We start from the raw sequence: 12,927 nt of genomic DNA, 5'->3' as shown, positions 1-12,927 counted from the left end.
CGGCTTCTGCGACACAGGCCCCTATTGACCTGGCCAGTGCCCTGAAGTTCCCGCTGTAAAGGCCGTCGCGGTCAATACCTCAAAGGCGCCGAGCACTGGGGCCATCGGCTATTTAAACAGCGGATCTCTAGAACTTTTCCCTGTTTATCGGTCTATGTGGATAGGCCCATCCACCCGGCAAGCGCGAACCCGCAGGCTTCCCGCAGCCAGATGGCCACACGTCCAATTGTCAATCAGAGGTTGTCTTCGTTCATGAAATTCCATGACCCACGGATGGTGCTCTTCGGCCTGTTCGCGCTCGCGGCAGTGGGCTCGGCATCAGCAACACAAATGAAGACCGCAACCCCTGTTGTCGCCACTGAAGTCGCAGCCGTTCAGGCTCCGTTCAAGGCTGCCGACAACCCCTGGCCGAGCTTGGCCAGCATGGCCGGCAAGCAGCCGGGGCCGTTCCTGGCCCATGACGACCGATACTGGCATGACGGCCGTTGGCACTATCGCAGAGATGATTGGCGAAGAGACGATTGGCGCCGAGACGAGTGGCGTAGAGAGCAGTGGCGCAGAGAGCAGGCCCGCCGCGAAGCCGAACGCCATCGTTATTGGGAGCGCCACCAGGATCGGGACATGCGGTACCGCTACGAGGACGATCGCCGCTACTATCGCTAGTTGCCAAGCCACGCCTGCATCACTCATCTTACATACACGGAACGAGTGTTGCCTCGACCGGTGCATTCACAGTCGGTAGCTGTCCTTTAAACAGGCAACTACCGGCCACTAGCTGACAATCGCATTCACTTTTTTATCACCGCTTGAACTGGCTGGTTGCTATCAGTGCAGTTACAGGTTGCGATATTTTCTCAGGCAATCGCCGCAGCCTGGTTTGGTCGCCGGAACCCCGGCTTGCCGAGTCAGCCCGCCGGCCATACGATTCGACTATTCCTCAGGCGGAGGAGTCATTGTGAAGCCGGTGATGCTCCTGACGCGCATCCTGGCGCCTGCCATCGCCCTGGCGCTGGCATCTGCCGGCCTGCATGCCGACGACCCGTTCGCGCCGTTGCGCGACGCCATGGTGCGGGAGATCGCCAACATGTCGTCCGTCACCCGCGACGACACCGGCAGGGCCGAGTTTTCCGCGCCGGTGATGGCCGCGATGGCCAGGGTGCCACGCCACAGGTTCGTCCCGCCCGACGAGGTGCCCTACGCCTACGAGAACCGACCGCTGCCGATCGGCTACGGCCAGACCATCTCCCAGCCCTACATCGTCGCCCTGATGACCGACCTGGCGCAGGTCGGACCCGGCGACGTGGTACTCGAGATCGGCACCGGCTCGGGCTACCAGGCGGCGATCCTCGCCGAGCTGGCGCAGGCGGTCTACACGATGGAGATCATCGAGCCACTGGCTGTGCAGGCCGGGGAGCGCCTGGGCCGGCTAGGATATGCAAAGGTGCGGGCCCGGCTGGGCGATGGCTACCACGGCTGGCCCGAGCACGGGCCTTACGACGCCATTCTCGTCACCGCCGCCGCCAGCCATGTGCCGCCGCCACTGATCGCCCAGCTCAAGGCCGGCGGGCGGATGGTAATCCCGGTCGGCGCGCCGTTCATGGTCCAGTACCTCCTGCTGATCGAGAAGGCCGGTGATGGCAGTGTGTCCACCCGGCAGGTGCTGCCTGTGAGCTTCGTGCCGCTGGTCGGAGGCGGTTGAACATGCATTCGCCGCCGTTGCTCGCCCTGGCGCTGCTGTCTGCCTCCGTGCTCGGCTATGAGGTGCTGCTGCTGCGCCTGCTTTCGATCATCCAGTGGCACCATTTTGCCTACATGATGATCAGCGTCGCGCTGCTCGGCTACGGCGCTGCCGGCACCGCCGTGGCGCTGGCACGGCCTGTGCTGGCGCCGCGCTTCCACGGCGTGTTCATCGGCGGCGCTGTACTGTTCGGGCTGAGCGCCATCGCCTGCTTCAGCCTGGCCCAGCAGGTTCCGTTCAATCCCCTCGAGATCCTCTGGGACGCGCGGCAGCCGGCGCGCCTGCTGCTGATCTACCTGCTGCTGTTCGTGCCGTTCTTCTGCGCGGCGGTGTGCATCTGCCTGACCTTCACCTGCTTTCAGGAACAGATTCACCGGGTCTACGCATTCGACATTCTCGGCGCCGGCGTGGGCAGCCTGGCGATCGTCGCCGCGCTGTTCGCCCTGACGCCCGTTGATGCGCTGCGGCTGCTGGGTGGCACCGGCATCGCCGCCGGGGCGCTGGCCGGCATGGCTTGCACCGGGCGCAGGCACTGGCTCGTGCCGTTGCTGCTGGCGGCGGCGGTCGCGGTGCCAGCCGGCGTGCCCGGGCGCTGGATCGCCCTGTCGCCCTCCGAGTACAAGGAACTGAGCCAGACCCTGCGAATCAAGGATGCGCGCGCAATCGCACAGACCTGGAGTCCGCTGGGCCTGCTCACAGTCGTCGACAGCCCGACCATTCCCATCCGCCACGCGCCGGGCCTGAGCCTCAACGCGACTCAGGAACCGCCCATGCAACTGGCCATCTTCACCGACGGCGACGGCCTTTCCGTGCTGAACCGCTATGACGGGCGCCGCGAGCCGCTCGCCTACCTGGACTACCTGACCTCGGCTTTGCCCTATCACCTGCTGCGGCAACCCCGCGTGCTGGTGCTGGGCAGCGGCGCCGGCGCCGATGTGCTGCAGGCGATCTACCACGACGCCAGCGCGGTGGATGCCATCGAACTGAACCCGCAGGTGATCGATCTGGTCCAGCGCCGCTTCGCCGACTTCTCCGGCAAGCCGTACAGCGGGCCCAACGTCCGTGTGCTGATCGGCGAGGCGCGCAGCCTGGTGGCTTCGCGCAGCGAACCTTACGACCTGATCCAGATCGCCCTGCTGGACTCCTTCGGCACCGCCTCGGGCGGCCTGCATGCGTTGTCCGAGAACTACCTGTACACGGTGGAGGCCTTCACCGAGTACCTGCGCCATCTCGCACCCGGCGGCCTGCTGACCATCACCCGCTGGGTCACCCTGCCGCCGCGCGATATTCCCAGGCTGCTGGCCACTGCGGCCGTGGCCATCGAGCGCGACGGGCAGGCTAGCGCGGCGCGCCGCATCGTCATGATCCGCGGCTGGAAGACCGCGACGCTGCTGGTCAGCAACAGGGATTTCGACGACGCCGGCATCGCCGTGCTGCGGGAGTTCTGCCGGGCGCGCTCCTTCGACCTGGCCTACTACCCCGGGATGACCGTGACCGAGGCGAACCGCTACAACCTGCTCGACCGACCCTGGTTCTTCGACGCGGCGCAGGCCCTGCTGTCCGGCGAGCGCGCGGAGTTCCTGGCGCGCTACAAGTTCGACGTGCGTCCGACCACGGATGATCGGCCGTATTTCTTCCACTTCTTCAAGTGGCGCTCGCTGCCGGAACTGCTGGCGCTGAAGGCGCAGGGCGGCCTGTCAATGCTGGAGTGGGGCTATCCGGTGCTGATCGCCACGCTGCTGCAGTCCGGCGTGGCCGCCGTGCTACTGATCCTGGCGCCGCTATCGGTGGCGCGGCGGCGCCAGCGGCGCTCTCGAAATGCGGCTTTGGCCAGGTTCGAACTTCGGGTCGTGTCCTACTTTGCAGCCATCGGCTTCGCCTTCATGTTCGTGGAAATCGCCTTCATCCAGAAGTTCACCCTGTTCCTCAGCCACCCGTTGTATTCGGTTGCGGCAACGCTCAGCGCGTTCCTGATCTTCGCTGGCCTCGGCAGCCATTACTCCGGCCGGCGGCGGGGGGGCGTTGGAACGGGTGTGGGGCCCCGTCATCCGCTGGCGCGTCCGGTCCTGGCAATCTGCGCGATCGTCCTGCTCTACCTGATCGTCCTGCCCCCGTTGTTCCAGTTGCTGGCGCCGGTGCAGACCCTCGCCAGGTTCGGCATCTGCGCCGCGCTGGTAGCGCCGCTGGCATTCGCCATGGGCATGCCGTTTCCGCTCGGACTCGGCCGCGTCTCCGCGCGCGCCGAAGCACTGGTGCCGATCGCCTGGGGCGTCAACGCCAGCGTATCGGTGGTGGCTGCCGTGCTGGCGACCCTGCTGGCGATCCACCTGGGTTTCACCGTGGTGTTGCTGCTGGCGCTGCTGCTGTATCTCGCGGCGGCGGTCATGTTTCCCTGATCGCGGCGGTTCGGAGCAAAACGTCAACAGACCCTGGTGAGACGAATGGCCTGTTGGAACGCCGCTTGCCGCAGTTCACACGTCTCGCCGTGTCGATCAGCGAGGGTGACGCCTTTCCTGCTTCGAAACTGAACATTTGAAAATGTGGACGTGTGCGTCATGCCAAAGATGAGAGGTTCCGTGCTGCAAGCAATTGGTTTTGGCCGACGCAGTCGAGTCGCAAGAGGTGGCTTTCATCCCATAGCTGCCGGTGTTGACCGGCAGAAACCGGCCAGAAGCAGCATCTCAGGTGGAGCTGCGAAACCAGGAAGGTTCAACCTGCTGGCTTGAGCGTCTCCCGAAGTTCCGCCCATTTCAACAGTGCATCCAGTGCCGGACAAAGCGCCTGACCCCACTCTGTCATGCGGTACTCCACCTTGGGTGGTACTTGCGGATAGGCGGTGCGATGCACGATGCCATCTGCTTCCAACTGGCGTAACTGCTGGGCGAGCATTTTCTGGGATATCTCGGGGATCAGCTTTTCCAGCTCGGAAAAGCGTTGCACCTGGCCACCGAAGAGGTGGAACAGGATCACCAGCTTCCACCGTCCTTCGAGTTGCTTGAACACTGCTTCTACTTCGCTAGCCGCAGTAGAGGGCGTATAGATTTTTCTCATATTTCCCTAGCTTACTTTTTCGTGGGTTCTTGCCATCGGGTATGGCCGAAAGCGAGCATGTGGATGAAGAAATCCTTACATCAGTGAGGTGAAATCGCCATGAAAATCGAATTGCCTGGACCGCTCGCCAGCTACCTTGCGGCCGAAAAGATTACAGACACTGAGGTGTTGGAGTGCTGCTTCGCCAAAGATGCCACCGTGCGCGACGAAGGCCATACGTACAAGGGGTTGGAGGCCATCAAGTCCTGGAAGCAAGCCTCGCAGACCAAGTATCAATACAGCATCGAACCATTGAGCAGCTCGCAGGAAGGACAGACCGTGACCCTGCTCGCCCGGCTTACGGGGAACTTCCCTGGCAGCCCTGTCGAACTCACTTACACCGTTGTACTCGTCGACGACAAGATCGCATCCCTGGAGATTCGCTGATGAGCATCGCACTGGAACTCGAAGACCTCCGGGCGCTGGTCACCGGCGGAACCAAAGGCATTGGAGAAGCCGTCGTCTCCCGACTTCGCGAGGCTGGCGCAAAAGTCCTGACAACTGCGCGCTCGCGTCCCGAGCACTTGCCCGAGGACCTCTTCGTCGCGGCGGACATCACCACCACCGAAGGTTGTGCCAGCGTCTTCGATGCCGTCCATGATCGTCTCGGCGGGCTCGATATCATCGTTCATGTCGCTGGCGGCTCATCGGCTCCAGCCGGTGGCTATGCGGTGCTCGACGATCAGGAATGGCAACGGGCTCTGGACCTGAACCTGTTCTCGGTAGTTCGCCTCGACCGAGCGCTGTTGCCCATGCTGCTCAAGCAAGGCTCGGGTGTCATCATCCATGTCACCTCTATCCAGCGCCAGCTACCGCTACCTGAGTCCACGCTTGCGTATGCCGCCTCCAAGGCCGCGCTCTCGAACTACAGCAAGGGCCTTTCCAAAGAAGTCAGCCCCAAGGGCGTGCGCGTGGTCAGGGTTTCACCGGGATGGGTGGAGACGGAGGCAGCAGTCGCCTTTGTAGAGGAGATTGCGAGGCAGAACGGCACCGATTATGAGGGTGGCCGCCAAGTCGTAATGGGCTCACTGGGAGGCATCCCGATCGGACGCCCCGCTAAACCAGGGGAAGTAGCCGATCTCATCGCATTCCTCGTCTCGCCACTGGCAAGCTCCATTACTGGTACTGAATACGTCATCGATGGTGGAACGGTTCCCACAGTGTGATGCCTTCCTTTAGTTAGCATGACGTATGGCAATGAGCGTGCCCCGAACCAGCTTATAGCCACCCATAGGAATGAGGCGACAACTAGCCCGACATGGAGGGGAAGATAAAAAAGTGAGTCCGTGTCCTATTGATTGAGCGTCCGCAATGGGTAGTGGATTCAACCAGACTTTATCGTGCCGAAATTCGAGGCATTTCTGCCCGAGAAAAACCAACAAAAAACCGATGTACGATCGCGCTCACTGGGTGATGAGCCATCGCACATCGGTGGTTAAATCCTCGTCGGGGATCATTCCACAGCGTGGCGACCCGCAGCCATCTGACGGGCTACCTTTGCCACACGGGCACCGAGGTGTTCGGCGGTCAGCAGGTCAGCTTTCGGTGGACCGAATTCAGCACTGACGTCCGCATCAGACTGGGCTGCTGCACCGAGCCAGAAGCTGTGGCGGTTCAGCATGTCTTCCGTGGTTTTGGTGCTGTTGTGACCCGGTGGAAGACCCAAGTTGATCCAGTGCATGCCGTGCTGCGCGGCGAAGATCGACAGTTGCTGCAAGGTTGCCAATTTGTCACCGGAACGGGAGGCGGCATTGGTAAACCTGCCGCAATCTTGTTGCCCCACACGCCCCCCTTGGCGAAGACAGTCCGCGAGGTCGCGTCCATGAAGCCTTTGAACTGGGCGGAAGCACTACCCATGTAGGTTGGAGAGCCAAAGATGATCGCGTCAACACCTTCCAGGGTTTCCCAGTATTGGTCGATATCTTCAACACTGATCAGCAAGGCTTCGGTACCGGCAACACTGCCTGCGCCTTTAGCAACGGCCTCGGCCTGTTTGGCGGTGTGACCATAGCCACTGTGGTAAACGACGGCAACGCGGGTAATGTTAGTCATGGTGCAATCCTCGGTAGCGATCAGTAGGTCCGCCCATGATTGGTTGCGGATTGAGAGTGATCATCTGCCGATACCATTCGAATTACGCACCAGGTTTTTGACCTACTCGTTCGATAATTTAGAACATGTTGTCGATTGAAGACCTAGCGCTGTTGGAAGCCATCCGCGAAACCGGCAGCCTGTCGCGGGCAATAGAATCAAACCCTGCGTTCAATGAATTGCGCAGCAGCGACAGGCAGCTGTCGACCAATTTCGGCCAATGCTGATCGACCGATTCTGTTGAAAAAGTCGGTCCGCCCAAACTGCCTGCTCATTGGCTGGTGAAAACGCCTTTTTGCACGCTGGTACGTGAAATCCGAGTCCGGAAGCCTCTGCCAAAAGTAAAGATTTCAATCTCGGGCGCGTGCTTTTCTGATGCGCAAACCATGGTCGACTTTTTCAACAGAATCGGCCAAAAGCAGACGCTCGCAAGTGTCCGCTTTCGACCGAGGCTGTGTGTAATAGGTGGCTGGATTCGACACAAAAATTGCGTTCCTACGCAAATTTCAGGTCTGCTGAGTTGCCGAGTGCCAGCAATCCTAGAGCTCCACTTTGTTGTTCGCGGACTGCGTCAAAAACTCGGTGATCAGTGACGTAACCTGCTGTTGGATTACCTCGCGCGGGCGAGCATTGTCGCCATCCCCGCAAATGATGCCATCGCCAGGAATGTCCTCTTCGAGCAATGCCACAGCACCTGGTTTGCAAATCGGCAAGAAGCTGAAATGGCTGGCGTCACTTATCTCGACATAGCGGCTGGACGCTTGGGGCAGGCGTGTGGCCAGGTTGGCGGACTCCAACTGAGCAGGCAGTTCCACCGATGGTGCGCCGGCAGCGATAACTAGCACCGGCACCGGCAGTGCCGCAAGGCTCTCATCGGTCATCCCGCGCGAGAGTCCCAGGTCCAAAGAAACCACAGCGGTGACGCGTTGATCGCGCAAATCGCCGGCCAGACCAGCCTTTAATGCCGGAGTACTCTCAGGGTTGATCTTTTGATAATTGGTGCAACTGGACAACTGGGGATGGAGTTTGCAGTCACGGGCAAACAGGGCCGGGTCGAAACGAGCGCCGGCGATCTCCATTGCAGTCCAGCCGCCGAGTGAATGGCCCACTACAGCAATTTGACGCTTTGTGACCACGCCAAATTTTTCAGGTTGAGTGGTGACCGCCTCAATGGCCCGATGCAGGTCAATGGGCCGCTGCCATAACTGCGCCGCCGCTTGCGGGCTTCGATCATGGGTCGTGGTGCCGGGGTGGTTGACCGCTGCGACAATGTAACCCTTATGGGCCAATGCACTCGCCAACCAGTTCTGATTGTTCCAATTGCCTCTGAATCCATGGGAGAGCACCACCAATGGGTGCTCGCCAGCAGAGGGTGGCGCGTTGCGAACCGCAGAAGCACCGACAAACACCACATCGTCGCCGATCAACTGTGGGGTGACGGTCGTTGTACTGGGATACCAGACGACCATCTCCAGCGGACGCTCATTGTGTGGGTCCGGCAGGGTGTAGGATTGGAAGCCGACAGAGTTGACGTCAGCGAGAGCGCTGGTCGTCAGACAGGTTAATAGCAGGGCGCCGAGAGCTGTTTTCAATGGGTTGTCTTCCTTGATTTAGATAGGGGTTCAGAACCTGGAACCCACCGATAGAGTGCATCACATCTCGCAAATTATAGAAATCCTGCGCCGTGAGCAGGTGAATCTGCACCGACATTAAAGCCGATACTCCGACTGACATGCATAGTTTTCGTTATCGGCATTGACCGCTCAGCAGCCGGGCTTTCGGGGCAAGTCCGAAGGGCCGCTATGGGGCGATTCTGTTGAAAAAGTCGGTCCGCCCAAACTGCCTGCTCATTGGCTGGTGAAAGTGCCTTTTTTGCACGCTGGTACGTGAAATCTGAGTCCGGAAGCCTCTGCCGAAAGTAAAGATTTCAATCTCGGACGCGTACTTTTCTGCTGCGGAAACCATGGTCGACTTTTTCAACAGAATCGGCCGCTTTCTACCGGTCACGACGGGCTGCCGCCAATACACCAGGACCCGTTTCGTTTGACCGCACCCTGGTGGCGCAGGCGATGGTTGAGGGGATAACGCTGCTGGCGGCTGATACAATGGTCGCGCAGTACCCGGGGCCTGTGCGGAATGTGTAACGATTTCTGCTGCGAAGGACGCCTGAGACAGCGCTCAACTATCCCTTTACACACACCACCTGGCGCAGGGTGTGCACGACTTCCACCATCTCGCGCTGGGCTTCCATGACGCGGTCGATGTCCTTGTAGGCCATCGGGATTTCGTCGATCACGTCAGCGTCCTTGCGACACTCGACATGCGCGGTGGCACGGATCTGGTCGGCGACGGTGAACAGCTTTTTCGCCTGGGTCCGGCTCATGACGCGGCCCGCGCCGTGGCTGCAGGAGCAGAACGACTCCTCGTTGCCCAGCCCGCGGACGATGAAGCTCTTGGCGCCCATGGAGCCCGGGATGATCCCCAGTTCACCCATTTGCGCCGACACCGCGCCCTTGCGGGTGACCAATACCTCCCTGCCGAAGTGCCACTCCTTTTGCACGTAATTGTGGTGGCAGTTCACTGCCTCCAGTTCTGCATCAAAGGGCTTGGCAATGACCTGGCGCGCCGCGCCGATGACCGCGTGCATCATCAAGGCGCGGTTCTGCCGGGCGAAATCCTGGGCCCAACCTACGGCTTCCACATAATCGGTGAAGTGCCGGCTGCCTTCCTCTAAATAGGCCAGGTCGCGATGGGGCAGGTTGGCGATGTGCTGGCGCATGTCGGCCTGGGCCAGTTCGATGAACAGGCAGCCGATGGCGTTGCCGACCCCGCGTGAACCGCTGTGTAACATGAACCAGACACGGTTGGCTTCATCCAGGCAGACTTCGATGAAATGGTTGCCGGTACCCAGGGTGCCCAGATGCTGGCGATTGTTGGTCTTTTCCAGGCGCGGGTACTTGTCGGTGATCGCCTTGAAGCGCCCGGCCAGCGCTCTCCAGGCATGCTCCGCCGAGCCGGGTACGTTGTCCCAGGCTCCCGTGTCGCGCTTGTTTCGGCCGAAGCTGCGTCCGTGGGGTACGGCTTTCTCGATGGCGCTGCGCAGGCGGCCCAGGTTATCCGGCAGGTCGGCAGCGGTCAGTGAGGTGCACGCGGCGATCATGCCGCAACCGATGTCCACTCCCACAGCGGCCGGGATGATGGCGCCGACGGTCGGGACCACGCTGCCGATGGTCGAGCCCTTGCCAAGGTGCACGTCGGGCATCACGGCCAGGTGCTTGAAGATGAAGGGCATCTTCGCGGTGGCGATCAGTTGGGCCCTGGCCTCGGGTTCGACAGACACGCCGTGGGTCCAGAGCTTGATCGGCTTGCCGCCGGGGACTTCCAGGAGTTCGTAGGTGGGGGTTGGCATGGGAGATTCCTCCGCGGGGGCAGGAATATTTTACAGTGTTCTGGCGGGCCCTATCGCTGGCAAGCCAGCTCGCCCTGCTTGCTGGTGATAGGACACTGGTAAATGCGGAGCCACGATTTTCAAGCTCCCCATCTTGTCTGCCGGCAGCACTATCATCAGCTGTCGAACAGGCATCCGTGTAAGGCGCATGAGCATAGCTCAGAACCGCCATATCTTCTGGCAAGTCATCGGCAATACGCAGGGAAAAATGCTGGAGCGTTGGCTTCGCTAACTCAAACAACCACGCCTGGTCGTCAGCCTCACCCATGCGCCGAAGAACTCGTCCCGACACCTGTTGGTAGTGCAGTTCAGTTCGAATACGACTGATCGACCAACATAGCGATGATGTTGAGCGTCTCTGTATTGGACAGCCCATCCAGGTTCAGCTTGTCGCTTCGACCACTCACCACGAATCCCTCTCATCCAACTGTATTTGAATCGGCGCAGTCTACGCCCCACTAATGAAGCCCGTACTAGGCGCCAGATATCGCTATAGGAGCTTGGACCTTCCACCTGAAGAGGTGCAGATTTCACAACATCACAGCGGGGGTAGCCTGGAACTGGTGGAAAAACGCTCTGCGGCTTTCCACTCTACGCGATCTCGGGAGTTCTGTAGGGTGGGCAACGTTTACTTGTCCACCAGCTTCAGCAACAGGCAGCTATGGGTTGTGGATTCAACCGGTCGTGGTTACGAAGCGTGCTGATCAATTCCGATGCATACCGTGGTCAGATCGAATGCAAACGGGTGGTCAGATCCGTGCAATTACCCATCATGAGCATGAAACCCGCCAGAGCTGATCCAGCCGTGTCGTATAGCTTTGGCTCATCATTTCTCGGCGCATTCCCCAATCCGGATTAGTCGGCACGCTAGCAGGGCGAAGCGTTCCCCGGCCCCAGCGCTGATTGATCTCATCCAGAACCCCCATCAACCTCGTTGAAGAGCTTGGCTGAGATGTGACAAACAGATCTTCTGTGTATTCTCCTGGCTGACAAAGGTTCAGCAACATGACTTCAGCCTTGCTGTACCTGAACCCCGGTCTGTAGACATGATCGACAGCCTCCACGGCCATGCGGGTCAGCGAACGTACGTCGTCCGTTGGGTATGGCAGGTCGATCACAACACCATTGGCGTATTTGGCCTCCTCCGGATTGAACATCCCGGTACGGATACTCACCCGAATTTTTTTGCACAATGAACCCTGAGCTCTCAGCTTTTCCGAAGCACGCATCATGTAAGTGGCCACGGCCTCTTTGATCGGCGCCAGTTCCGTTAAGCGCTTGCCGAACATTCGACTGCAACAGATTTCCTGCTTCGGCGGATCGGGGTCGTCCAGCGCCAGGCAAGATGTGCCGGCCAACTCTCGGGCAGTCTTTTCGATCACCACGCTGAAGTTCTTGCGCAATGTCCATGGGTCGGCCTTGGCCAGGTCCATGGCAGTATTGATGCCCAACCCGTTCAAGTGCATTTTCATGCGCCGCCCTACCCCCCACACCTCGGCCACGTCGGTGTTACGCAAGACCCAATCTCGCTTGAGTGGGTCGGTGATGTTCACCACTCCACCGGTTTGGGCTTGTAGGCGCTTTGCGGTGTGGTTGGCCAGCTTGGCCAACGTTTTGGTGTGCGCGATGCCAACACCGACCGGAATACCGGTGCACCGCAGGACTTTGGCGCGTATTTGACGGCCCAGAGCGTCCAGTCCATCGATTCCGCTCAGATCGACAAAAGCTTCGTCGATGCTGTACACCTCAACTGCCGGCACCATTGATTCGATCATGGTCATGACTCGCTCACTCATGTCCCCATAGAGGGCATAGTTCGAGGAGAACGGGACGATACCGTGTTGCTTGAGCTTTTGTTTGATCTGGAAATATGGCTCGCCCATTTTCACGAAAGGCTTGGCGTCGTAACTGCGAGCGATCACACAACCGTCGTTGTTTGACAGGACGACGATGGGCACCTTGGCCAGGTCCGGGCGGAACACTCGTTCGCAGGACGCATAGAAAGAGTTGCAGTCGATCAAGCCGAAAACCGGGACGGGGTTAGACATGGCTGCGCACCGTGCTGGTGATCACTCCCCAGATCGACAACTCATCACCTTCGAGGATGTAACGGGCCGGGTACTTCGGATTTTCGGAAAGCAGGATCACATCGTTTCCGCGTTTGCATAGCCGCTTGCAGACCGGATCGTTATTCAAGAGTGCCACCACGATGTGACCATGAGCAGGTTCAATTGACCTGTCTACTACGGCCAGGTCCCCCTCGAATATTCCGGCTCCCTGCATGCTCTCACCGACGATGGCAACCAGGTAAACGTGCGGAGCCCGAATGTTCAGCACTTCATCCAGGGAAAGGTGTTGTTCGATGTGATCCGCGGCCGGCGATGGAAAACCCGCCGGAACGCGGAATGAGCACAGAGGTAGCTTGGCACCGCCTTCGGATATAGGACCTAAAATGGAAAAGCTCATGATGTTGCCTTGTACATTAACTGTATATTTGTACAGTTAACTTTGTAACAGCCTTGCGGTCAATTTACTTACCGGACATTTCGATAGGTGGAGA

The 12,927-nt window shown here is 59.8% G+C and carries 12 protein-coding genes and 1 pseudogene; 5 read left to right on the top strand and 8 right to left on the bottom strand.

The genetic code is table 11. The annotated features are described in order from the left end of the window. The first annotated feature begins 252 nt into the window (after positions 1-252). The 3 genes from CAF65_RS03615 (at position 253) to CAF65_RS03605 (ending at position 4,134) form a co-directional block, all read left to right on the top strand. The gene (locus CAF65_RS03615) at positions 253-663 is read left to right on the top strand and encodes a hypothetical protein (RefSeq protein WP_085715240.1); all 411 of its coding nucleotides are present in this window, start codon (positions 253-255) and stop codon (positions 661-663) included. 304 nt (positions 664-967) lie between these two features. Then, the gene (locus CAF65_RS03610) at positions 968-1,699 is read left to right on the top strand and encodes a protein-L-isoaspartate(D-aspartate) O-methyltransferase (protein ID WP_085715239.1); all 732 of its coding nucleotides are present in this window, start codon (positions 968-970) and stop codon (positions 1,697-1,699) included. Between the two features lie 2 nt (positions 1,700-1,701). Beyond that, positions 1,702-4,134, top strand: a complete 2,433-nt coding sequence (locus tag CAF65_RS03605; protein WP_085715052.1) for an SAM-dependent methyltransferase — start codon at positions 1,702-1,704, stop codon at positions 4,132-4,134. Between the two features lie 313 nt (positions 4,135-4,447). Here CAF65_RS03605 and CAF65_RS03600 read toward each other — a convergent pair whose 3' ends face one another. Next, the gene (locus CAF65_RS03600) at positions 4,448-4,789 is read right to left on the bottom strand and encodes a helix-turn-helix domain-containing protein (protein WP_085715051.1); all 342 of its coding nucleotides are present in this window, start codon (positions 4,787-4,789) and stop codon (positions 4,448-4,450) included. A 99-nt stretch (positions 4,790-4,888) separates the two neighbouring features. Between CAF65_RS03600 and CAF65_RS03595 the strand changes: the two genes are divergently transcribed. Continuing rightward, complete coding sequence (locus CAF65_RS03595; protein WP_085715050.1) at positions 4,889-5,215, top strand: nuclear transport factor 2 family protein; 327 nt, start codon at positions 4,889-4,891, stop codon at positions 5,213-5,215. After that, on the top strand, positions 5,215-5,994 hold the full coding sequence (locus CAF65_RS03590) for an SDR family oxidoreductase (protein ID WP_085715049.1): 780 nt from the start codon (positions 5,215-5,217) through the stop codon (positions 5,992-5,994). The genes CAF65_RS03595 and CAF65_RS03590 overlap by 1 nt, the downstream gene beginning before the upstream one ends. A gap of 287 nt (positions 5,995-6,281) precedes the next feature. On the opposite strand, the gene CAF65_RS28990 is transcribed toward CAF65_RS03590, so the two are convergent. From CAF65_RS28990 to CAF65_RS03550, 7 genes and pseudogenes are all read right to left on the bottom strand, one after another. Continuing rightward, positions 6,282-6,449 carry a hypothetical protein gene (locus tag CAF65_RS28990; RefSeq protein ID WP_371918989.1) on the bottom strand — a complete coding sequence of 56 codons (168 nt, stop codon included), beginning with the start codon at positions 6,447-6,449 and terminating at the stop codon, positions 6,282-6,284. Further along, positions 6,443-6,880: a flavodoxin family protein gene (locus CAF65_RS03585; protein ID WP_371918988.1), complete on the bottom strand. Its 438-nt coding sequence runs from the start codon at positions 6,878-6,880 to the stop codon at positions 6,443-6,445. The genes CAF65_RS28990 and CAF65_RS03585 overlap by 7 nt, the downstream gene beginning before the upstream one ends. Before the next feature lie 578 nt (positions 6,881-7,458). Further along, complete coding sequence (locus CAF65_RS03575) at positions 7,459-8,511, bottom strand: alpha/beta fold hydrolase (RefSeq protein WP_085715048.1); 1,053 nt, start codon at positions 8,509-8,511, stop codon at positions 7,459-7,461. Positions 8,512-9,101: 590 nt separating this feature from the next. Next, positions 9,102-10,328, bottom strand: coding sequence for an RtcB family protein (locus tag CAF65_RS03565; RefSeq protein WP_085715047.1), 1,227 nt, complete (start codon positions 10,326-10,328; stop codon positions 9,102-9,104). 181 nt (positions 10,329-10,509) lie between these two features. Continuing rightward, positions 10,510-10,707: pseudogene (locus CAF65_RS28640) on the bottom strand (diguanylate cyclase); the annotation flags it as partial. A gap of 430 nt (positions 10,708-11,137) precedes the next feature. Then, a complete protein-coding gene (gene umuC / locus CAF65_RS03555; protein WP_085715046.1) occupies positions 11,138-12,415 on the bottom strand; it encodes a translesion error-prone DNA polymerase V subunit UmuC in 1,278 nt (425 codons plus the stop codon). After that, complete coding sequence (locus CAF65_RS03550; RefSeq protein WP_085715045.1) at positions 12,408-12,833, bottom strand: LexA family transcriptional regulator; 426 nt, start codon at positions 12,831-12,833, stop codon at positions 12,408-12,410. The genes umuC and CAF65_RS03550 overlap by 8 nt, the downstream gene beginning before the upstream one ends. Positions 12,834-12,927 lie beyond the last annotated feature (94 nt).

This window comes from Pseudomonas sp. B28(2017) (genome assembly GCF_002113025.1).
GTDB lineage: Bacteria > Pseudomonadota > Gammaproteobacteria > Pseudomonadales > Pseudomonadaceae > Aquipseudomonas.
This window is presented reverse-complemented; position numbering and strand designations above follow the sequence as displayed.

Coding starts and splice junctions, on each gene's coding strand:
- CAF65_RS03605 (WP_085715052.1), top strand. CDS start 1,702: ATGCATTCGCCGCCGTTGCTCGCCCTGGCGCTGCTGTCTGCCTCCGTG.
- CAF65_RS03590 (WP_085715049.1), top strand. CDS start 5,215: ATGAGCATCGCACTGGAACTCGAAGACCTCCGGGCGCTGGTCACCGGC.
- CAF65_RS03595 (WP_085715050.1), top strand. CDS start 4,889: ATGAAAATCGAATTGCCTGGACCGCTCGCCAGCTACCTTGCGGCCGAA.
- CAF65_RS03550 (WP_085715045.1), bottom strand. CDS start 12,833: ATGAGCTTTTCCATTTTAGGTCCTATATCCGAAGGCGGTGCCAAGCTA.
- CAF65_RS03610 (WP_085715239.1), top strand. CDS start 968: ATGCTCCTGACGCGCATCCTGGCGCCTGCCATCGCCCTGGCGCTGGCA.
- umuC (WP_085715046.1), bottom strand. CDS start 12,415: ATGTCTAACCCCGTCCCGGTTTTCGGCTTGATCGACTGCAACTCTTTC.
- CAF65_RS03565 (WP_085715047.1), bottom strand. CDS start 10,328: ATGCCAACCCCCACCTACGAACTCCTGGAAGTCCCCGGCGGCAAGCCG.
- CAF65_RS03600 (WP_085715051.1), bottom strand. CDS start 4,789: ATGAGAAAAATCTATACGCCCTCTACTGCGGCTAGCGAAGTAGAAGCA.
- CAF65_RS03585 (WP_371918988.1), bottom strand. CDS start 6,880: ATGACTAACATTACCCGCGTTGCCGTCGTTTACCACAGTGGCTATGGT.
- CAF65_RS28990 (WP_371918989.1), bottom strand. CDS start 6,449: ATGCTGAACCGCCACAGCTTCTGGCTCGGTGCAGCAGCCCAGTCTGAT.
- CAF65_RS03615 (WP_085715240.1), top strand. CDS start 253: ATGAAATTCCATGACCCACGGATGGTGCTCTTCGGCCTGTTCGCGCTC.